The sequence below is a fragment of the Desulfosporosinus youngiae DSM 17734 genome (assembly GCF_000244895.1).
Classification (GTDB): domain Bacteria; phylum Bacillota; class Desulfitobacteriia; order Desulfitobacteriales; family Desulfitobacteriaceae; genus Desulfosporosinus; species Desulfosporosinus youngiae.
In genome coordinates this window covers 3,838,975-3,859,555 of the sequence record NZ_CM001441.1, presented here as the reverse complement: position 1 = coordinate 3,859,555, position 20,581 = coordinate 3,838,975, and the positions used below count along the sequence as shown (strand labels likewise).

The following is a 20,581-nucleotide window of genomic DNA, read 5'->3' as shown; positions in this document are numbered from 1 at the left end:
AAGGGAGGAGCAGCTGAAGTGAATAGAAAACAGGAAATTTTGAACCTGGCCCGGAGACTGTTTGCGGAAAAGGGCTACAACGGTGTCAGTATGCGGGATATAGCAGAGTCCCTCCGGATTAGTGTAGGGAATGTGACTTATTATTTTAAACGCAAAGAAGAGCTTATTGAAGCCATTGTCCTGGACATGCAAAAAGAGTATAAGCCCAGACCAGCCCCTCAAACCCTTGGGGAGCTGGCTGAGCTCATCGTTCACATTCAGGAGCTCCAGGAGCAGCTTGCCTTTTATTTCGGTCATCGTACTCAGTTGGCTCAAGTCAGTGCCAAAATTAATGAAATACAAATCAGAATGCTGAGAGAAAATAAGATTCTTTGGCAAAGGACTTTCCAAAATCTTAGCTTGGCCGGACTGATCAAAAAGGAAGACTATCCTCACCAGTATGATCATTTATGCAAAGCCTTGCGAATGGTCACAATGTACTGGTCCGAGCTTAGCAAGCTGGAAGCAGAGTCTTTTCCGGAAAAGGTTGAACTTAAGGAATGCGTCTGGGGAATGGTTATTCCTCTGCTTACTGATGAGGGCCGCAAACTATATGAGCGGGAGATTGCTGTTAAGGCCTAATAGCAGAGCCGGTAACCTTGATTAAAATCACAGTTACCGGCTCTTCGGTTATAATCATTTGAAATCGGGTTTGTCCCCATACGCGACACGTTGGCGCGTATGGGGACATGTTTGTGCCGGCTGCCACGTTTAGCCGGTGGATAAGAAGATAGTTAAGGCATAAAAAATCAGTAAGGCAGGAAAAAGACGATAATGGTGGAAGTAACTGGAGTAGGATTCATAAACAACTGGAAAGAAGGTTGAGTGCATGAAAGCTATGCCCTTTCACCCACCTACGGATTATTACTGCCAGGGGTTGGCTCCTCTGGACGAAGAGATCTGCTCCCTCCTTGCCAAGCGCAAAGAGCTGTCCAATGAAAATCCTGGTTTTCCCGATCCGGACCTGATTTCCCAGTGGAGCCGAACCTTTGGTCTTAAGGAAGATTGGCTGCGCAGGGTTTTTGCTTATCTGCAAAGAGTGAAGGAATTGAACCTGAATCCATAAACCCCAGGACAGGGCTTTTAAAGGCTTTCTCCCCTTGTTATACTCTTTTTGGTCCATGATATTGCGGCGGCTTTAGAAAACGTTGGGCTGGACCTTTATGCGGGATTTCTGCACCGGGCAGGATTTCTCTGACTTTAGATTCTGATGGAAGTAATGAAGAGAGATAATCTGCGGTTTTATTTGTCAAAATAAGGTCTAGTACATTATTGTCAAGATTTTTTTGATGTTGAGGATGTGCAGATTATTTAGTGCGAACCTATAGCGTACATAAAATCCCTGGGAGGTTCGCACCGCGAGACGTAAGTAAATTTGTTGAAACATGTAGAAATGTGAGAGTGAAGTTGGCGGTTTTAGTGTAATATGGAAGGATGTGGGATGGAGTTGTTCTTTGAACAATAGTTTTTCCTGACTTTTGCTGTCGCTCCCTACATGGGAGCGTGGATTGAAACCTTTCATGGGGCATCTAATCCGGTAACCGCCGGGTCGCTCCCTACATGGGAGCGTGGATTGAAACGCAGCTGGGCAATTGACAATAACTCAAAGCTAAGGTCGCTCCCTACATGGGAGCGTGGATTGAAACTGTAAGGGGTTTGAGGAGTTAGTTGAATTCGGAGGGTCGCTCCCTACATGGGAGCGTGGATTGAAACAGCGAGTGAGCCGTGAGACTGGTATAAGCGCAGAGGTCGCTCCCTACATGGGAGCGTGGATTGAAACGGCTTCGGCCTGTGTAGCCGTTGTAAGTGCAGCGTCGCTCCCTACATGGGAGCGTGGATTGAAATAGGTACCCGTTGTCTCTGCTTAAGAAGTTTATGAAGTAATATTTGTCGTGCCCGTTAGGGTCATGAAAATACTCCGCTTTTAACTATTGAGACGCCGGACAAGGAAGAAATGCTGGCGGATTTATAAATTCTATATGGCTGGGCCTGTTCTAAAATCGCAAAGGTTTGAGATTTTGGAACAGGCCTTTATAATGACCGCCTGTGATCTGCCCCCTCTTTCATCTAAGGTTTGAGATGGACTTCTTTCAAGATTTAAATACCTTTGCTTAAAAGCATTTCGGGCCAACTCTGTCAGATGTTTATTGCATTAATCCTTTACTGTATCCGCTATGTACGCAATGACTTCCTCCGGCGTTGGCTGTTCTCCCTTGTGGGGGATGGATTTCCAAAACGTTTGTGCCTGTGGCTCAGGACTTTTAAGGGCTTCCGTTATGGCAAGTTTGATTTCATGGCGTAGGGCCTCTTCGCTTACACCCTTCTGCTTGGCAAGCTTTATCAGAGCTTTTTTGGCTTTCGCAGTATCCATTTTATTCTCTCCCTTTGCGTTAGTGTGCAACTAGTCTAACAAGACATATTAGAGCTTATATGTTCATTCTACTAAGAGCATACTATATATGTCAATGATACGGGTTGCTAACGGACAAGGGGGGAATTCCGATGGAATACGGAACAATCAAAATAAAGTTGGATGAACTGATTAAAAAAGAGGGAATCAGCAAAAACAAGCTGAGTCACAGAGCGGAAATGCAGCGTTCTCAAATCAACAATTATTGTAATAACAGTATAAGCAGATTGGACACGGATGTTCTGGCCCGGATATGTACGGTACTTGATTGTGACATTAGCGATCTGCTGGAATTTGTACCGCCGGAGAAATAATTTTAGCAAGTCGCAATAATATTGTTGTTTTTCTTCGGAATGGAAAAGTATAGAAATAACTATGTTCATTTTTAGGGGTCGCCGAGATTGGTAAGCACCTAAAGGAGGCCAAACTCTGCTTTTCCATGAAGAATTACGATGACGTCCCTATGATAGGAAGCAGGGGGAATTATTCCCCTAGTCATCACCTAGGTGAAGTTACTGACGGGAGCTGCGTCTTTGGAAAGCAATGAACAGTCCAAAGATGGGGCTTATTTTGTTTCGCTGCTTTTGTGCCATGTCCGATTTCTTGGGAAAACCAATCGCAGAGCTGATGCAACGAATACTGATACTATATTTACAGCAGGTTTCGGTGATGCTAGCATCGTTTGAAACTTTTTTGCGAATGCTTAGGAATTTTTTCGTAGAAAAAATTTTTATCATGATATAGCCTCCTCTCCTGTCTGAGAAATTCTGAACTCTACTAGAGGATATGCAAAGGTGAAGGCTTTATTCTTAAAAGATTTTACTTTACATTTAGACTTATATAAAACTTTATTTTACATGTAGACTTATATAAAACCAATATAATAAAGGCAATAAAATGTTCACATATTTTAACATTTATGGTATTGTAAAGATGTCGTTCTCTACATAGGAGCGTGGATTGAAATATATACGTCTATTTGTGCAATAAGAATGTCTTTCCCAAAATCGGGTTAAGACATTCTTTTTATTTATCAATCCTAATAACAACAAAATACGACACAAAATATGGTAATAGGAAAGCTATAATTTAGGAAGACAAGCATAATTTGATCAGAGAGGAGGATGTTCATGGTTCAATTGTCGTATCCAGTTGCCATGGAGATAGCCGGCAACACCGCCATGTGGACAAGACCGGACAGCGGCGACTGTCCGGTCAGCTATCCGGCCCCCACCTATTCTGCAGTTAAGGCTATTTTTGAATCCGTCTTATGGGGGCCTGGCGTAGAAATAATTCCCACAAAAGTGGAGTTGTGTGCGCCCATACAATACCATTCTTATTGCACTAACTATGGAGGACCTCTGCGAAATCCCAAATCGATTAAAGAGGGAAATAATTATCAGTTGTATGCCACTGTGTTAATTGATGTTTGTTATAGACTGTACGCAGAAGTTGTTCCCGCCAAAGAAAAAGGCAGGTTGCCGGAAAGGGCGGTGCAATGGGATAAAAGAACGACCTCACCCGGCCATGCTTATCAAAGTATTTTTGAAAGAAGACTGAAACGAGGTCAGTGCTATTCCCTTCCGACCTTGGGGTGGAAAGAATTTACCCCTTCCTATTTTGGTGAATTTCGGGACACGACACAGGTGCTGTCTGGTACGAGCTCCGTAATCATACCCTCTATGCTGAGACAGGTTTTTGCCAAAGGATATGCCTCTCCGGTTTCCTATGTATACGACAATGACCTTGTCATTCAAAACGGCGTGTTGGAGTATCCGCAAAGGGGTAAAACCTATGCTCAATGAATTGTATAGTTTATCCACTGCTTTAAAAAATAAAGGGATTAGCACCAAGGAGTGGCATAGAGAATATAAACCCTTACCCAAGGTTACTGCCAAAGCCCCCTGTATACGGATATGGCTTGCCCAGGACGGCTCGATTCGTGGACTTGAGAGCATAAGCGCAGAGCTTGCCCAGTCGCTGAGAAAATACGGGAACAATCAAGGAACATTTCCCGCTTTCAATATCGTTCCCCTATACCGCATCACCAATGAAAATCAGATTTCCGAGCTGGAGCAGATTGAAAAAGGTACTATCCCCCCTGATTTTGAAAAAATTAAATTATGGTGTGTCGATGACAATTGGAAAGAAAGTATTGTCAAAAAAATCGAGAGAAGCTTACATAGTATTTCCCAGACCCTTTCGGACTTAATTGGAAATCAGGAACAACCTGAAGGAACCCTCCTTTCAGAATTAATCCGTTTAGCGTCCGGTTTCAAAAACGGGTCGGACAAGAGCTTCAAATCCGCATTGGAAAAGTGCATTTTTACTAAGCTTCAAAAACAAGAGGACCTCGGTATTCTGCTTGCCGTGCTATTCCATAAAGGCGACCCTAAAAAAAATCATCACGACGACACTGGGGTATCAATTTCCGTTGTTTTAGATTTGTTTGACTGGCGACAGTATGGGTATCCCGTAACAAGCCGGCACACCACCGAGTGGATCAACGATAGGCTATTGGCATCCAGCTTGTTGAATGCCTCGAAAGAGCCTGAAGGTGCTGGGAATGACGCCTTTGGAATTCCTTTTGTTAATCCCAATGAACCGATGCCAAGCGTGAAACTCAGTGGATTTGAGGTAACTTTGCGTTCGATGTTTAACGGGCAACCCTGCCAGTATCGTTATGAACAGATCGATGATGGTTCCTACCCTATTGCTTTGGAAAATCGTTCACTTGTCAAAAAATCACTGGAATGGGTTGCCGGCCTGGAGCGGGAGGGTGTCACATGGCGGAAAATCGATAAGAACGAAATTGTATTTGCTTACCCTTCCAAGCTGTCGGAGATTCAGCCAAAATTTGTTTCAATTTTCGGCGTCAGTCAAGCGGAACGTTCCATACAGGCGGAAGCACGGTTTGAAAACATTGCTCAAGACTTTATCCGGACTCTAAAGGGTCTTCCAGTCAAGGATAAGCCGGAGTTTATTCAGATTTTCACAATCCGCAAATTAGACAAAGCCCGCTCTAAGGTGGTATTTACCCGCAATTGCTCACCGGATCAGCTCATCAAAGCGGCGGAAGATTGGAGAGCCGGTTGTTGGAATACGCCTGAAACAGAGTTAGGTGAGCGCAAAACCCCTTTTCCCCTGCAGGTGGCCCGCATCGTCAACAATGTCTGGAAGCAAAACGGGGAATTGGCCCAGGGCAAGACTGACGTTGAGCGAATGAAATATTATCAGGGGATGGAATTGCTGCTCGACCTTATGCAGGAAAGTATGATCGACAATTACCTGCATACCGTACTTAATCATTCATCCGGGTTGATAAGCTATATGGGCAACTGGATGCACGGAGGTTCAAAATGCAAGGACAAGAAAGAGGAGAAGGCCTTAGAAAGATTAAAAAATGAAACGGTTCCGTTGTTGTCTTTCCTTGGGCTGCTGCTTTATAAACGGGGTGATCGAAAGGAGAACTACATGGAAAACATGGCTTATTTGGTCGGACAGCTCCTGAAAATATCCGACGAACTGCATACCTTGTACTGTAAAGTTGTGCGAAGCGGGGATGTCCCACCACAGCTGGCGGGCAGTGCCCTGTTTACAACAGCCGGTGAAACGCCCTATCAGGCGATGGCTCAATTATCTCTTCGCATGAATCCCTATATAACCTGGGCCAAACAATACCGTTTCAAAAATATTTCCACAAAAAATGAAGAGAGTTGGAGAGCACGCTGGTATCTCAATTTGTATGAAAATGCGGCTAACAAACTGAAAGTGACAGTGACGGGCTCAACACGATTCACGGATATAGAAAAGGCACAGCTGTTTATCGGCTATCTGGCATCCTTTCCTAAAAGAGAGCCTTCAGTAACAGCAAGCGGTGCTGATAACGATCAGGATAATAATGAAGGAGGAACTGACGATGAACAGTGAGATTAAGCGGGCAACCGGGCTTTTGGTGATTGAAGTGGTCAATTCAAATGCGAATGGGGACCCGGACAGAGAGAGTGATCCCCGCCAGCGTCCCAATGGCCTGGGGGAAATTTCACCGGTTTCTTTCAAACGCAAGCTTCGTGATTTAGTGGATGACCACGACAGTTTATTTTTCCAGAGCCTTCCTCAGATTTATGTGAGCAATTCAGAGAGATACAGCATATTGGAGTCCCGCGACCGCGACTTGAAGTCTATCACAGGGGAGATGTCCAAGGACGTCAAAAACTTTGATCAGAAGGAATTTTTAGAAAGTACCTTTGTGCAAAAATATTGGGATGCCCGGGTCTTTGGCAATACCTTTTTAGAAAAAGGAGCCAATAAGGGATTTATTAAAACGGGTGTTGTTCAATTCGGTGTGGGGGTATCCATTTCACCGGTCAATGTAATACGCCACACGAACACCAAAAAAGCCGGAGTACAGGAGGATAAACAAGGCGGAATGGCTCCGTTGGCCTTCCGGATTGTGGAACATGGCGTGTATTGTATGCCGTTTTTTGTGAATCCCAATTATGCAGGCAAGACCGGTTGCACGAAGGAAGATATTGACTTACTTAAGCTGTTAATTCCCAGAGCGTATGATTTGAACCGTTCCGCCATTCGCACCGATGTGCGCATTCGTCATGCCTGGTATATTGAGCATCTGAATGCCTTGGGCAGTTGTCCGGATTATCTTCTTTTGGAAGCGCTTACACCAAAGCGGATTGGCGATGGGACTATTGCATCGACCCGCTGGAACGACTATGAAGATAGGGCCGCTCTGCCGGAGGAATTGCAGGCTAAGGTGAGTTCCGTAAGCGACTTGATGCTGGTATGATTTATTACGCGCACAGTAAAAAAGACGATATTCCCGAGCAGGAGTACCCGATGCATATTCGTGGTGTAAAGACCCTTGTACAGGAATATGTGCAGGATATCAGCCGCTATGCAAATTGTGACAAAACACTGCTGTCACAGATCACAGAAAAAGCTTCCACCTTTCACGATCTGGGCAAGCTGAACCAAGAAAATCAGGATGTGCTTTCCGGAAAAAAGCCAGATAAATCGAAAAAATCAGATAAATCCCTTCCACGCAATCACGTTGATGCGGGAGCGGCCTATTTTTTGAAAGGCGAACACCTTTCTGCGCTCTCTGCCGCTGTCATCCAGGCTCACCACATGGGCTTTCCCGATTTTACGGTTGAGATGGATAGAGGAGATGCGGTTTTTCGGGACAGCTCCATTGCCTCAGAGGTGGACAAAGAGCTGCCGGAACTTGAAGCCATCCACAATAGTCTTATTGATAGTCATTTTGAATATGGTGAGGAAGATATCAAAGGAGATCAATCGGTTTTCCTGCGGATGCTTTTATCCTGCCTCGTCGATGGGGACCACACCGATACGGCGATTCATTACCGGAAGTATCCGGCTGAAATGACTCCGGTTCAATTGTGTGCCGCCGAACGGCTTGCCCAATTAGACCGGCATATTGCAGAGCTAAAGAAGAAAGGAACTGACGATGATCGGAACGCTCTGCGCAATGAGATGTATTTTGCTTGCCGGGATGCCGGCATTAACGCCGGCATAACCTCCTGTGACAGCCCGGTGGGATCGGGAAAGACAACAGCGGTTATGGCTCATTTGCTGGCTCAGGCGGAAAAACGTGGGCTGAGGCGCATCTTTGTTGTGCTGCCCTTTACGAATATCATTAAACAATCGGTCGATACCTATCGGAAGACCCTCGTTTTGCCGGGGGAAAGGGCTGAAGAGGTTGTGGCGGAGCTGCACCACCGGGCGGACTTTGAAAGCGAAGAGGCCAGACACCTGACTGCCCTTTGGCGGGCACCCATTATTGTCACAACGGCCGTTGCTTTTTTTGAAACCCTGGCCGCGAATTCCACCTCAACTCTGCGCCGCTTGCATGAATTGCCCGGCAGTGCCGTTTTTGTAGATGAATCCCATGCCGCCTTGCCGGCTAAACTTCTGCCTATTGCCTGGAAGTGGATCAATATTTATGCTGCGGAATGGGGCTGCTACTGGGTTCTGGCCTCTGGCTCACTGAATCGATTCTGGACAATCCCGGAAATCGCAGCCAGCGAGATTTCTCACTCTGTACCGGAAATCATCGCTGACGAACTGCGCAGTCGCCTTGCGGTTTATGAAAACAATCGGATTTCTTATCATTATGATTTATCCCCTAAAAACACAGCGGAGCTTGCTAAGTGGATCAGTAAGTTTCCGGGACCGAGACTAGTTATCCTGAATACGGTTCAAAGTGCCGCCGTATTAGCGGACTATTTTTCGGAACACTTTGGCCGGGAGTGTGTGGAGCATTTGTCTACGGCTTTGACTGCAGACGATCGGGAAAGGACACTTAAACGAGTCAAGGAACGCTTGGCTGACAAAGAGGACACCAATTGGACCCTGGTTGCAACGTCGTGTATTGAAGCCGGCGTAGACCTGTCTTTCAAAAACGGATTCCGCGAGCTGGGATCACTGGTATCGCTGCTGCAAGCTTCAGGACGTGTTAATCGAGAGGGACTCCTTGATGATGCTGAGATGTGGACATTTTGTATTTTGGAAGACGGGTTGTTAAAGTTTAATCCGGGCTTAAAGGACTCTGCCACTGTTCTTAAAGGGTATTTCGAAGAGGATAAAGCCATTGCTCCCGAACTGAGCACCCAATCCCTTGCTGATGAAATCGCCTTATATGGACGATCCAAAAAGCATGAGAATTTGGTCACTGATGAGAAATTACGAAACTTTCGTGAGGTGGAACGGAATTTCAAGGTAATTGACAGCGATACCCGTCTTGTCGTGGTTGATCTGGCTGTAGCAAAACGCTTGCAGTACGGAAAAGTTGATTGGCAAGAACTGCAGAAAGTCTCGGTTCAAATTGCCAAATATAAGTTGGATGAACTGAGAACGCCCGTGATCATGGACCATATATACAGGTGGAATCTCGAATATGACGATTTTCTGGGTTATATGGCCAGTATCGTGAAATTAAAGAAATATAGAGGAGAAGCTATCATCATTTGAATTCTTGGAAGGATTGAGTCTGGAGGTTTTAACAATAGAATACCAAGAGGAAGATTTTCTGCTCTTATCTGGCATCCAGCACTTCGTCTTTTGCAAACGCCAGTGGGCCTTAATCCACATTGAACAGCAGTGGGAGGAAAACCTGCGTACCGTGGAGGGGAATATCCTCCATGAGAAAACCCACGATACTGGCATTAAGGAAAAGCGGGGGGGGCTCTGATCATTTCCCGGAGGATGGGAGTCTTCTCCCGGACCCTGGGCATCACCGGGGCCTGTGATGTAGTGGAATTCCACAAGTCCCGGGACGGCGTTACCCTCTATGGCCGGGAAGGAACCTATCAGCCGGTGCCTGTGGAATACAAACGGGGTAAACCCAAACAGGATAACGCGGATGTGCCGCAATTATGTGCTCAGGCAATGTGCCTGGAAGAGATGCTTTTGTGTACCATCCCGGAGGGGTTCCTGTACTATGGAGAGCCTAAACGCAGAACAAAAGTCGCTTTGGACGAGGAGATCCGGGAAGAAGTCATCAGGATTTGCCGGGAAATGCATGAGTTCTATGACAAGCGATACACGCCTAAAGTCAAAACCACCAAAGCCTGCAAGGCCTGCTCCCTTAAGGAGCTCTGCCTGCCGAAGCTATGCAAGAATTCATCGGCCCTGGACTATATGAGAAAAACCATAGCAGAGATCGAGGTTGGTTCATGAGAAAATTACTGAATACCCTTTATGTGACGTCCCCCAATGCCTATTTATCCCTTGACGGGGAAAATATTGTGATTTTGAAAGAGGATGTGGAGGCTTTGAGAGTTCCTCTGCATAATCTAGAGGGCATCATCGCCTTTGGTTATACCGGGGCCAGCCCGGCCTTGATGGGGGCCTGTGCCAAACGCAATATCGCATTGAGCTTTGCAAAATCCAGCGGAAAATTTCTGGGCAGGGTAGTGGGGGAAGTCAGAGGGAATGTCACCTTAAGAAAGGCCCAGTACAGACTTTCCGACGATGAGACGTCTAGCCACGGCATTGCCAAGAGCTTCATTCTGGGAAAGATATATAACTCCCGCTGGGTGGTGGAGCGGGCCACCCGGGATCTGGAGCAGCTGCGGGGCGTGGAGGGGGAAGCAGCAGCCCAGTATTTCAGAGTGCTGGATGATTTGATTCTCCAGCAAAAGGATGATTTTTATTTTAAGGTCCGGAATAAACGTCCTCCCCTGGACAATGTCAATGCCTTGCTCTCTTTTGCTTATACCTTATTGGCTCATGATGCTGCTGCGGCTCTGGAAACTGTTGGACTGGACCCCTATGTGGGATTTTTACACCGGGACAGACCGGGGAGGATTTCCCTGGCTTTGGATCTCATGGAAGAGCTGCGGACCGTCTATGCGGATCGTTTTGTCCTTTCTCTGATTAACAGGCGGGAAGTCGGTCCCGATGGATTTACCAGGATGGAAAATGGAGCGGTCATCATGGATGACGATACGAGAAGAAATGTCCTCAAGGCATGGCAAAGCAGGAAACAGGAGGAGATAAAGCATCCTTTTCTGCAGGAGAAAATGGAGTGGGGACTTGTGCCCTATGCTCAGGCCATGTTGTTGGCCCGGTTTATCCGGGGGGATCTGGACGGATATCCGGCCTTTATGTGGAAGTAGGTGAAATGAAATTTTAGTGCTGATTACCTATGATGTCAATACGCAAACGGCAGCGGGGAGAAAGCGCTTGCGTCAGGTTGCCAAGCAATGTGTGAACTATGGGCAGAGAGTTCAGAATTCGGTTTTTGAATGTGTGCTGGATGCGGCGAAATTCCGTGAGGTGCAGCATAAGCTGGAGAAGATCATTGATGTGGAGAAGGACAGCCTGAGGTTTTATTTGTTGGGGAATAACTATAAGAATAAGGTTGAGCACATTGGTGCCAAGGCTTCTTTTGATGTTGAGGATACGCTGATTATTTAGTGCGAACCTATAGTACACATAAAAACCCCGGGAGGTTCGCACCGCGAGATGTAAGAAAATTTGTTGAAATATATAGAAATGCGCGGGAAGGGCTGTCGGTTTTGGTGTAATATGGAAAAAGATGGGCGAAAATTGTTTTATAGGAGATAGTTTTTCCTGATTTTTGCTGTCGCTCCCTACATGGGAGCGTGGATTGAAATTCGACCATGTTCAACCAATCCTCAACGTCATGGCGTCGCTCCCTACATGGGAGCGTGGATTGAAATATCGTGTCTTATACAATCGCAGACATACAAACCATTGTCGCTCCCTACATGGGAGCGTGGATTGAAATGCCGGTGATCGGATCGACAACCGCGTTGTCTTTGGTCGCTCCCTACATGGGAGCGTGGATTGAAATATTTGGAGGGGGAAACAATGCCGGCACCAGACGCTGTGTCGCTCCCTACATGGGAGCGTGGATTGAAATGGGTAACGTGAATGGTGATGTCTGGCAAGTATCATCTGTCGCTCCCTACATGGGAGCGTGGATTGAAATATTAATAGTATTTGGTGCTATTGCAAGTGGAGTCGGTCGCTCCCTACATGGGAGCGTGGATTGAAATTGCATCAAATAAACCGTGCGATCTTGGACGCTCGTCGCTCCCTACATGGGAGCGTGGATTGAAATTGGTTTACCGTTATTTATTCAGTAATGCTGCTTGTCGCTCCCTACATGGGAGCGTGGATTGAAATCAACAATAGTAGATATTAATCCCGGTTATGCGAAGTCGCTCCCTACATGGGAGCGTGGATTGAAATATTAGATGTCGACATGGATCAAGACGATAAAATTGTCGCTCCCTACATGGGAGCGTGGATTGAAATGTCTTGAGTTTGAACCAAATGCAATGGATGAGACGGTCGCTCCCTACATGGGAGCGTGGATTGAAATAGCGCCGCAGGTGCATTTCTTCTTCCAACACTCAGTCGCTCCCTACATGGGAGCGTGGATTGAAATTTGACGGCAAAATAGCTATTGACGGTCTTCGTTTTGGGATATTGATTACGACAAATTCAAAGAACATAAAAAGAAACTAAAGGCTGGAAATGATTTGAACGAAAAGTCCTTAAGCATATTAATTCAATCCCCAATCTGCTGATACAGAAATGCAATTGAAAATAAGCTGCCCTCATGGTCTCGTGAGAATAGAATTTATTTAAATTGGTGATGATCGGCATAAATCTATCAAAGAACAAGGTTTTGCAAGTATTTATGCCGAAGATACATACAAGGAAAAGAGAATAAGGACACATTTATCATTTAGTGCGAATGTGGAGTGAATATAGAATTACCGAGGGATTCGCATCGCGAAATCATGAAGATTTTGCTGAAATATAGGAGAATATTGGATTTGTAATTGTAGTTTTTGACGAAAAGCTTAAGAATTTAGACAAAAGCCTTTACTAAAGAGAGTTTTTTATTATTTTTTGCTTCGCTTCCCACAGGGAAGCCTAAATTTAAGATAGGACACTATTGAGTTTATGAAATTCACTTAATATCTGGATATAAACTCCTTTGAGACTGCGTGGTATGTTGAAGATCATTCAAATTCGTCGCCAGTGACGAATTTGAATGATCTTCACTGCAGGGGGAGGCAAGCAGTCTCGTTCCATATTATCTTGGAAGAGCATATCTTAGCCTCCCATCCATTTGCTGACTGTTCCTCAAATACGCTTGACCTATTCCCTTTTATTACAATTATCCTGAATATTACGCACCGGCTTGAGGGTCTTGTAAAACGATACGGCGGGATGGGTCGATTCTTTGGAGACGGCTCGTATTCAAGCTCTTTCGGTTCAAGTAGCTGTGATTAAAAATTATTTTGAGTTAAAAACCACGTTATTCAAATAAATAGATTCCAACGGTTTAACCGGCAGTATGGAGGTGCAAGGAGAATGGTTAGCCGATAAGAAAAAAGAAATAGGAAAAAGGAGAGGGAAATGATGGTTGGTATTTCAGATGAAAATAGAATTAAAATTTTGCGCGTTGAGACAGTGGCCTTGGTGATCGAAAAGCAACTTGGAAAAACTTTACTTTACAAAAAGTATTACTTATACTTTAAGTAATACTTTTTGTAAAGGGGTAATTGATTATGGCCAAGCACTTCTCTCTGGAAAGTTAACCAGCGAAGGGCAAATGACTATTCCGGTAGAGTTGAGAAACCTATTAAAACTTAATGAAGGAGATAGACTAGCTTTTATCTTAAATGAAAAAGAAGGAATTATTGAAGTTCAACCTAAAACTAAGAAGTCAATCCGAGGAGTAATAGGAGCGTTAAAGCCTACAATAAACCTTAATGCGGATGAAGCCATTGATTTGGCTAAGACAGAACGGGCAAAAGAGCTTAATATAAAACGGACCATGCTCTCCAAGTGCGTGGCTAATTTGAGTAAAAAATGCATTCGCAGCCAATAAAAAAGAGACCTTTTCTAATATTTAGGTCGAAGGTATATCAAGAAAAGGAGAATGAGGATATATGCATTATCTTAGTGCGAATGTGTAGCGAACATAAAATTCCTGGGGGATTCGCACCGCGAAGCGTGCGAGAATTTGCTGAAATATGTAAGGATTATTGGGGAAAAAGTTAGGTTCTTGGTAAACAACGGAATAAAATAGGATAAAACTATCTGAAATAAGATAGTTTTTATTAGTTTTTGCTGTCACTTCCCATAGGGAAGTGTGGATTGAAATACAAAGAACTTAGAAGAAAATCTGATTCAGATCCAGGTCACTTCCCATAGGGAAGTGTGGATTGAAATTTATGTAAAGAGAATGTCTTCCCATAAAAATTGGTTAAGACGTTCTTTTTATTTATCAAAGCAAAAGAAACGACAAATTATAACACAAAATATGGTAAAAGGAGAGCTATAATAAAAAGACAAGTATAAGCAGGGGGGATGCATACGAACTCCAAGCGTTTTATTGCTCATATCCGCGCGGCAGATAAACAAGAACAATATGTGGATGAGCACAATGATCATGTAGCAGACTTGGCCGCCGCTATGGCTCAGAGCTACGGCTTAGCTAATATCGCCAAATTTGCGGGGCGGCATCATGACGACGGCAAAAATACGCCTGAGTTTGCCGCATATATCCGGGCGGCGGCTGAAGGGAAAAAAGTCGTCCGCGGTTCGGTTATTCATTCCACTCACGGCGCTATGCTGGTCAACGAACTGGCTTCCTCAAAGCTGAGTCCCCGCTTAACCGCAGAAATGGTCCGGACGGCGATTATGAGCCATCACGGACTGAGGGACTGCCTTTCTCTGGACGGGGATGCCGTGTTTGCGGAAGCGGCGGAAAAGGTTGCCGATTCCTATAAAAGTGTAAAAGAGGTTGTTTATCACTGTTATGGCGGGGATTTGATCAATCAGGAATTTGCAGATGCCTGCCTTGATATCCGCGCCATGATCAAAAGCATTAAGTCACTGACCAAACAAGATAAGTCCTTAGGTTCTTTCCAATTTTACTTGGCTATGTTTACCCGCCTGCTCACATCCTTTGTCATAGATGCCGACCGGACAGATACCGCCTGTTTTGAAGACAAGCGAGCCTTGCCCCAGCCCAAAGCACTCGACGAGCGCCGGGCTATGTGGGAAACCTATCTAGCCCATTATGAAAAAGAACTGGAAGAGCTGACAAAAGGGAAAAAACCATCCAGCCTGGATCCTTACCGAGGGGAAATATCCAGGTCCTGTGCCGAATTTGACGGCGGCGAAGCGGGGATCTTTCGGTTGGTGGTGCCCTGCGGGGCAGGAAAAACCCTGGCCGCTCTCCGCTATGCCTTACATACTGCCCGGGATTATGGAAAAGAGCGCATTTTTTATGTCGCTCCCTTCAACTCCATTCTGGAGCAAAACGCAGCGGAAATCTCCAGGTTTATCGGGGACCCAGACGCTGTGCTGGAACATCATTCCAACATTATTTTTAATGATAATGAGAGCAACGATAAAAAGGAAGAGGAGAAAAGGTATCAACTGCTGACGGAAAACTGGGCCCAGTCCCCGGTGGTAGCTACCACCGCCGTTCAGTTCCTGAACACGTTGTTCGGGGGTAAGACCTCCAACCTGCGCCGGATGCAGGCTCTGGGGAATTCTGTGATTATCCTGGATGAAATCCAGGCCCTGCCCATTAAGGTTTTGAAGCTTTTTAACGGGGCTATGAATTTTCTGGCTACTTTCTGTAAAACTTCTGTGGTCCTCTGTTCCGCCACTCAGCCTCTTTTGGATGAGGTGGATAAATATCAGATCTTACCTCCGAAAAGCATCATTGCCGATGAAGAAAAATACATCAAGGCTTTCCGACGGGTGAAAATTGTGGACTGCATGACGGAGCGGGGTTATTCACGGGAAGATGCGGCGGATTTTATTGCCGGTCAACTGGCCGAGGCCCGGTCCGTGCTGGCCATTGTCAACACCAAACGAGGCGCTCGTGAAATTTTTAAGCAGATACGGAACAGGCTGGCAGATGAAACGCCCTGCCGGATTGTCCATCTCTCCACCAATATGTGCCCCGCTCATCGCAGCAGAGTCCTGCGTCAATTGCGCGCAGGGCTTGAGGATAAGGAGTCCGGTGAAAAGATGATCTGTATCAGTACATCCTTAATCGAAGCGGGAGTGGATGTGTCTTTTGAACGGGTTGTCCGTTCGCTGACCGGCCTGGATAATATTGTCCAGGCGGCGGGACGCTGCAACCGAAATTATGAAACCGCCTGCGGAATCGTCTCCATCATCAACCTCCGGGATGAACAGACAGGCAGGCTGGGTTATCTCAAAGAAGCCCGGCAGGCCACTCAGGAATTGCTGTACAGCATAAAAACCTCTCCCGGGCGTTATCCGGGAGGGGCTTTGTCCAAGGCCGCCATGAAAGAATATTATGCACGATACTTTTACTCTTTGTTTGCGGAAATGGCCTATCCCCTGAAGTTCGATCCGGAGCACAACCTGCTCCATTTGCTGACGAGCAATCCTTCCGGCCAAAGAGGATTTGAGGAAAAATATCCTCAGGAGCGGCTTCCCGATTTGAAGCAGGCCTTCAGAGAAGCGGGTAAGGCGTTTTCCGTGATCGAGGATGACGGAAAAGTAGATGTATTTATTGACTATGACCATGAGGCCGGGAACAGGCTGCAAAAGCTGAAGGCGGCAACGACCCTCCAGGAAAAACGTTCAGCCCTGCGGCAGCTTCAGCCTTACATGGTTCAGTTGCGGGAGAATGACTGGATTCAAAGGCAGCGCTTAGCTCTGACACTGGAGGACGCGGGCATTCTGGTGCTCCCCCCCGGTTACTATGACGGGGAGTATGGAGTGGATGAAACCCTGGACATTAAGATGGAAACACTGATCTTTTGAGGAGGTGATGGTTATGGAAGTCAAGCGAAATACCGTGGAGTTCCTGGTCAGGGGAGACAGGGCCTTGTTTGCCGATCCGGTCACCCGGGTGGGAGGAGAAAAAACCAGTTACTATGTGCCTACTTATGAAGCTTTGAAAGGGATACTGGCCTCCGTCTACTGGAAGCCAACCCTGGTTTGGATGATTGACGCGGTCCGGGTGATGAACATGATTCAAACGGCGTCAGAAGGAGTCCGCACCAGAAATTACGATGGCGGCAACGATTTGTCTGTCTATACCTATCTGAAAGATGTCAGCTATCAGGTCCGGGCCCATTTCATCTGGAATGAAAACCGGCCGGAGCTGGCTGCCGACCGTAATGAGCATAAACACCACAATATTGCCCGGCGCATGATTGAGCGGGGCGGAAGGCGGGATATTTTTCTGGGAGCCAGGGAATGTCAGGGGACGGTGGAACCCTGTGTCTTCGGCGAGGGAGCGGGCATCTATGATCAGGTGGAGGAGCTTCATCTGGGCTATATGTTTCACGGCTTTACCTATGCGGATGAAGCGCTGCGGGAGGCGGAAAAGGGGCATATGAGCGTACGCTTTCATCATGTGGTCATGAAAAGGGGTGTGATCGAATTCCCTGGCCCGGAAGAGATTCCGGATCGGGACAGACGCATCCTCCATAAAATGCCGGTCAAGCCCTTCGGAGAAGCTGGCGGTAATTTTTCAGGTCTGGCCGAATTTGCCGGGGAGGGGGTGGCGGAATGAATTGGGTATCATCCCTTTGCGCTTTGTATGATGCCAACGCGGAGCGGGCCGGTAAAGCGGAGATGTGGAAGGGGAAGTCCCTGGTGCTGTTCCCTGTAGGGTACGATACCATGGAGGCGCAAATCGAAATTCATATTGATCAGGAGGGAAACTACCTCGGCGCGCGCATCCTGGAAAAGGAGGAAGCGGAAACCCTGGTCCCTTACCCGGAAAGCAGAACCAGCGGCATCAAAGCGTTGCCTCTTTTTGACTCCCTGGCCTATGTTGCCGGTGACCTGTCGGAGGCGGTGACCTTTTATTTCCCCGATGCTAAAAATGAAAAAGAAAGACAGCGCAAACTGGTGAGGCTGAAAGAGTCCTTTCCTCTTTACCTTGCAGACCTTAAGGTCTGGTGCGAATCCCCCTTTTCCCATCCCAAAGTAAAGGCTATCTATCGCTATGTTGCCAAGCAGACCGTTGCGGGAGATTTAATCGGGAGCCAGGTGTTAGGGGCTGATGAAAATGGTATCGTTTCCGATAAAGTGAAAATCCAAAAAGCCTCTCTGGATAAGGCTTTTGTCCGTTTCCGCGTATTTATGAATGATGAACTTCTGCCGGAGGATATTCTGGGTGATCCGAACAACGCTTATGACAGTGCCGTATGGCTGGACAGAACGGTGCAGAGCAGCTTTATCGACTATTACTTATCCACCTTTCAGACTACGGACCTTTGCTATCTGACCGGAGAACATATGCCCCGCGCCAAAACCCATCCACTGAAAATCCGGGGGAAATGGGATACCAAGGCCAAATTGATTTCCGCCAATGACGATGCGAACTTTACGTACCGGGGCAGGTTCAATACTAAAGACAAAGAAACAGGCTATAATGAGGCATTGTCCATAGGCTATGTCACTTCCCAGAAAGCCCATAATGCTTTGAAATGGATTATTCGCAGGCAAGGGTTCAGCCGGGATGGGGTCTGCATTGTGGCTTGGGAAAATGCCTTGCGGGATCTACCCGATTTCTACGCCAGTGCGGCTGATATTCTGTCCAGGGTAACAGAAGAAGCGGGAAATGAGGCTGAATTTGAATTCGAGGAAGAGAGCCTGCCTGAGGAGGACGAAGGGGATGTTCCGGAAACAAATTATGCCAGTGCGGCAAAATTTAATGCGGCGCTGGATGGCTATGCCTCGAAGCTGAGCGGTATTTCCAAGATGGTGGTTCTGGCTCTGGACAGTGCCACGCCGGGGAGATTGGCCATGACTTATTATAAGGAACTGGAGGCCTCCCGTTATCTTAAAAATCTTCGCCTGTGGCATGACAGTTGTGCCTGGAAACATGAATATATTCAGGATAAGAAACTGAAGGTTTATGAAGGGATGGTTTCCCTCCGGGAGATTGCCCTGGCCGTTTACGGTACGGAGCAAGGGGAGGACAATAACTCCCAGCTTAAGCTGGCCAAGAACAGCGATAATAAGGCGCCCCTGTTGGTTGCCGTTTTTGAACGATTGCGCCCGTGCATTATTGACGGCGGGGCGATCCCCCGGGATATGGTGCGGGCGGCCGTCCTGAAGGCCTCCAACCCTTTGGCTTATAAAGCGAAATTTCATTACAATAAGGTTCTGCATATCGCTTGCTCTATGGTGAAGCGTCTTTATTGGGAGAAGCTGCAGCGCAAGGAAAGTGAAGGAGTGATTTTGGGGATGGAGCTTGATAAAACGAACCGGGACAGGAGCTATCTTTACGGGCGCATGCTGGCTGTGGCGGAACGGGTGGAGAGAGCCACCTATGAGAAAGGGGAAACGCGGATTACTAATGCGGAGCGGTATATGCAGGCATTTTCCCGCAGTCCCTTCCGGACCTGGAATGTTATCTGGAAAAATCTGCAGCCCTATCTGGCAAAGCTGAATCCTGCTTCCAGAGAGTATTACAAGAATCTGCTGAGTGGTGAAATCACGGGGTTATTTAAATACAAAGACCGCGTATCTAACGAAGCCCTGGACGGAAAATACCTGATCGGCTATGACTGTCAACGAACGGATTTGAAGCGCTGGCCCAAGGAGCAGTCTGCTCCGGTGGGGGCAATTCTTTCGCCGGAAGAAACGGATGAAGATTATGATGATGGAGAAGGAGAGGAACCTAGATGAGCATTCTGCAAAATAAGATTGACTTTGCGGCCATCGTTTCAGTCACACGGGCCAATATTAACGGGGACCCCCTCAACGGAAACCGTCCCCGGGAAGATTATGACGGGCATGGGATTTTTTCGGATGTGGCCGTCAAGCGCAAGCTTCGCAACCGGCTTCAGGATCTGGGTGAGTGCATCTTTGTCCAGTCTGATGACCGTTCGGACGACGGGTACAAAAGTTTGAAGGACCGGGCGGATGGTTATGAGGAGTTTAAAGCGGAAATGGGCAAAGGGAAGAAAGCAGACCGGGATAAGTGCATGCAAATCGCTTGCCGCAAATGGTTTGATGTGCGGGCTTTCGGCCAGGTCTTTGCTTTTAAAGGGGATGAGGTATCCGTGGGAGTGCGCGGCCCGGTGTCGGTGCAGCAGGCGGTCAGTGTTTCACCGATTGATATTGTGGGTATGCAAATCACCAAGAGCGTGAACAGTGAAGCGGGAAAGAGCGGCAAATCATCGGACACCATGGGAATGAAGCATTTCGTTAATTTCGGTTTGTATGTGATCCGGGGCAGCATCAATTGCCAATTGGCGGAGAAAACCGGTTTCACTCATGAGGATGCCGAAAGGTTTAAAGAGGCATTGCGCACCTTGTTTGAAAATGATGCCTCTTCGGCGCGGCCCGAGGGTTCTTGTGAAGTATGCAGGGTTTACTGGTGGGAGCATGGGGATAAAACACCGAAAGAAACATCGGCAATGATCCAGCGGGCTTTGCATATCACGCCTAAAAAAGATGTTCCCCAATCCTTTGCTGATTATGAGATTGAGCTGAAGCCGACGGAGTGTGTTCCTGAAATCATCGATTTGGTTTAATGATCCGTTGGATCAAACGAAGCAAAAATTGGCGGAGAAAGATTGTTGG

General features: G+C 46.8%; 16 protein-coding genes, 1 pseudogene and 2 CRISPR repeat arrays. Of the genes and pseudogenes, 15 read left to right on the top strand and 2 right to left on the bottom strand.

Features of this window, described 5'->3' with window-relative positions; genetic code table 11:
* The first annotated feature begins 18 nt into the window (after positions 1-18).
* A complete protein-coding gene (locus tag DESYODRAFT_RS26710; protein ID WP_007785270.1) occupies positions 19-621 on the top strand; it encodes a TetR/AcrR family transcriptional regulator in 603 nt (200 codons plus the stop codon).
* Positions 622-868: 247 nt separating this feature from the next.
* Positions 869-1,105 carry a hypothetical protein gene (locus DESYODRAFT_RS17965; protein ID WP_007785268.1) on the top strand — a complete coding sequence of 79 codons (237 nt, stop codon included), beginning with the start codon at positions 869-871 and terminating at the stop codon, positions 1,103-1,105.
* A gap of 416 nt (positions 1,106-1,521) precedes the next feature.
* Positions 1,522-1,884: a CRISPR direct-repeat array (repeat unit 33 nt; unit sequence GGTCGCTCCCTACATGGGAGCGTGGATTGAAAC).
* Positions 1,885-2,191: 307 nt separating this feature from the next.
* Here the strand turns inward: DESYODRAFT_RS17965 and DESYODRAFT_RS17960 are convergent.
* Positions 2,192-2,410, bottom strand: a complete 219-nt coding sequence (locus DESYODRAFT_RS17960; protein WP_007785266.1) for a hypothetical protein — start codon at positions 2,408-2,410, stop codon at positions 2,192-2,194.
* A 131-nt stretch (positions 2,411-2,541) separates the two neighbouring features.
* Here DESYODRAFT_RS17960 and DESYODRAFT_RS17955 point away from each other — a divergent pair, with 131 nt between their 5' ends.
* A complete protein-coding gene (locus DESYODRAFT_RS17955; protein ID WP_007785264.1) occupies positions 2,542-2,763 on the top strand; it encodes a helix-turn-helix domain-containing protein in 222 nt (73 codons plus the stop codon).
* Positions 2,764-2,961: 198 nt separating this feature from the next.
* Here the strand turns inward: DESYODRAFT_RS17955 and DESYODRAFT_RS28770 are convergent, their stop codons facing one another.
* Positions 2,962-3,186, bottom strand: coding sequence for a hypothetical protein (locus tag DESYODRAFT_RS28770; protein WP_007785262.1), 225 nt, complete (start codon positions 3,184-3,186; stop codon positions 2,962-2,964).
* Between the two features lie 393 nt (positions 3,187-3,579).
* Between DESYODRAFT_RS28770 and cas5 the strand changes: the two genes are divergently transcribed.
* From cas5 to cas7c, 12 genes and pseudogenes are all read left to right on the top strand, one after another.
* A complete protein-coding gene (gene cas5, locus DESYODRAFT_RS17945; protein WP_007785260.1) occupies positions 3,580-4,254 on the top strand; it encodes a CRISPR-associated protein Cas5 in 675 nt (224 codons plus the stop codon).
* Complete coding sequence (locus DESYODRAFT_RS17940) at positions 4,244-6,379, top strand: hypothetical protein (protein WP_007785258.1); 2,136 nt, start codon at positions 4,244-4,246, stop codon at positions 6,377-6,379. Before cas5 ends, DESYODRAFT_RS17940 begins: the two co-directional genes overlap by 11 nt.
* Positions 6,369-7,253, top strand: coding sequence for a type I CRISPR-associated protein Cas7 (locus DESYODRAFT_RS17935; protein ID WP_007785256.1), 885 nt, complete (start codon positions 6,369-6,371; stop codon positions 7,251-7,253). Before DESYODRAFT_RS17940 ends, DESYODRAFT_RS17935 begins: the two co-directional genes overlap by 11 nt.
* A 50-nt stretch (positions 7,254-7,303) precedes the next feature.
* Positions 7,304-9,457, top strand: a complete 2,154-nt coding sequence (locus tag DESYODRAFT_RS17930; protein WP_242833482.1) for a CRISPR-associated helicase/endonuclease Cas3 — start codon at positions 7,304-7,306, stop codon at positions 9,455-9,457.
* A gap of 34 nt (positions 9,458-9,491) precedes the next feature.
* A pseudogene (gene cas4 / locus DESYODRAFT_RS17925) lies at positions 9,492-10,165 on the top strand (CRISPR-associated protein Cas4).
* Positions 10,162-11,106 carry a CRISPR-associated endonuclease Cas1 gene (cas1, locus tag DESYODRAFT_RS17920; protein WP_007785251.1) on the top strand — a complete coding sequence of 315 codons (945 nt, stop codon included), beginning with the start codon at positions 10,162-10,164 and terminating at the stop codon, positions 11,104-11,106. Before cas4 ends, cas1 begins: the two are co-directional and overlap by 4 nt.
* Positions 11,107-11,116: 10 nt before the next feature.
* Positions 11,117-11,407, top strand: coding sequence for a CRISPR-associated endonuclease Cas2 (gene cas2, locus DESYODRAFT_RS17915; protein WP_014184263.1), 291 nt, complete (start codon positions 11,117-11,119; stop codon positions 11,405-11,407).
* Between the two features lie 168 nt (positions 11,408-11,575).
* A CRISPR array of direct repeats spans positions 11,576-12,407; the repeat unit is 32 nt; unit sequence GTCGCTCCCTACATGGGAGCGTGGATTGAAAT.
* Between the two features lie 1,062 nt (positions 12,408-13,469).
* Entirely contained in the window at positions 13,470-13,865 is a 396-nt protein-coding gene (locus DESYODRAFT_RS17910) for an AbrB/MazE/SpoVT family DNA-binding domain-containing protein (protein ID WP_007785245.1), read from the top strand.
* Between the two features lie 482 nt (positions 13,866-14,347).
* Positions 14,348-16,795, top strand: coding sequence for a CRISPR-associated helicase/endonuclease Cas3 (locus DESYODRAFT_RS17905; RefSeq protein ID WP_007785243.1), 2,448 nt, complete (start codon positions 14,348-14,350; stop codon positions 16,793-16,795).
* Between the two features lie 13 nt (positions 16,796-16,808).
* Positions 16,809-17,552: a type I-C CRISPR-associated protein Cas5c gene (gene cas5c, locus DESYODRAFT_RS17900; protein ID WP_007785241.1), complete on the top strand. Its 744-nt coding sequence runs from the start codon at positions 16,809-16,811 to the stop codon at positions 17,550-17,552.
* Positions 17,549-19,681, top strand: a complete 2,133-nt coding sequence (cas8c, locus tag DESYODRAFT_RS17895; protein WP_007785240.1) for a type I-C CRISPR-associated protein Cas8c/Csd1 — start codon at positions 17,549-17,551, stop codon at positions 19,679-19,681. The genes cas5c and cas8c overlap by 4 nt, the downstream gene beginning before the upstream one ends.
* Complete coding sequence (cas7c, locus tag DESYODRAFT_RS17890) at positions 19,678-20,532, top strand: type I-C CRISPR-associated protein Cas7/Csd2 (protein WP_007785238.1); 855 nt, start codon at positions 19,678-19,680, stop codon at positions 20,530-20,532. The genes cas8c and cas7c overlap by 4 nt, the downstream gene beginning before the upstream one ends.
* The last annotated feature ends 49 nt before the right edge of the window (positions 20,533-20,581 follow it).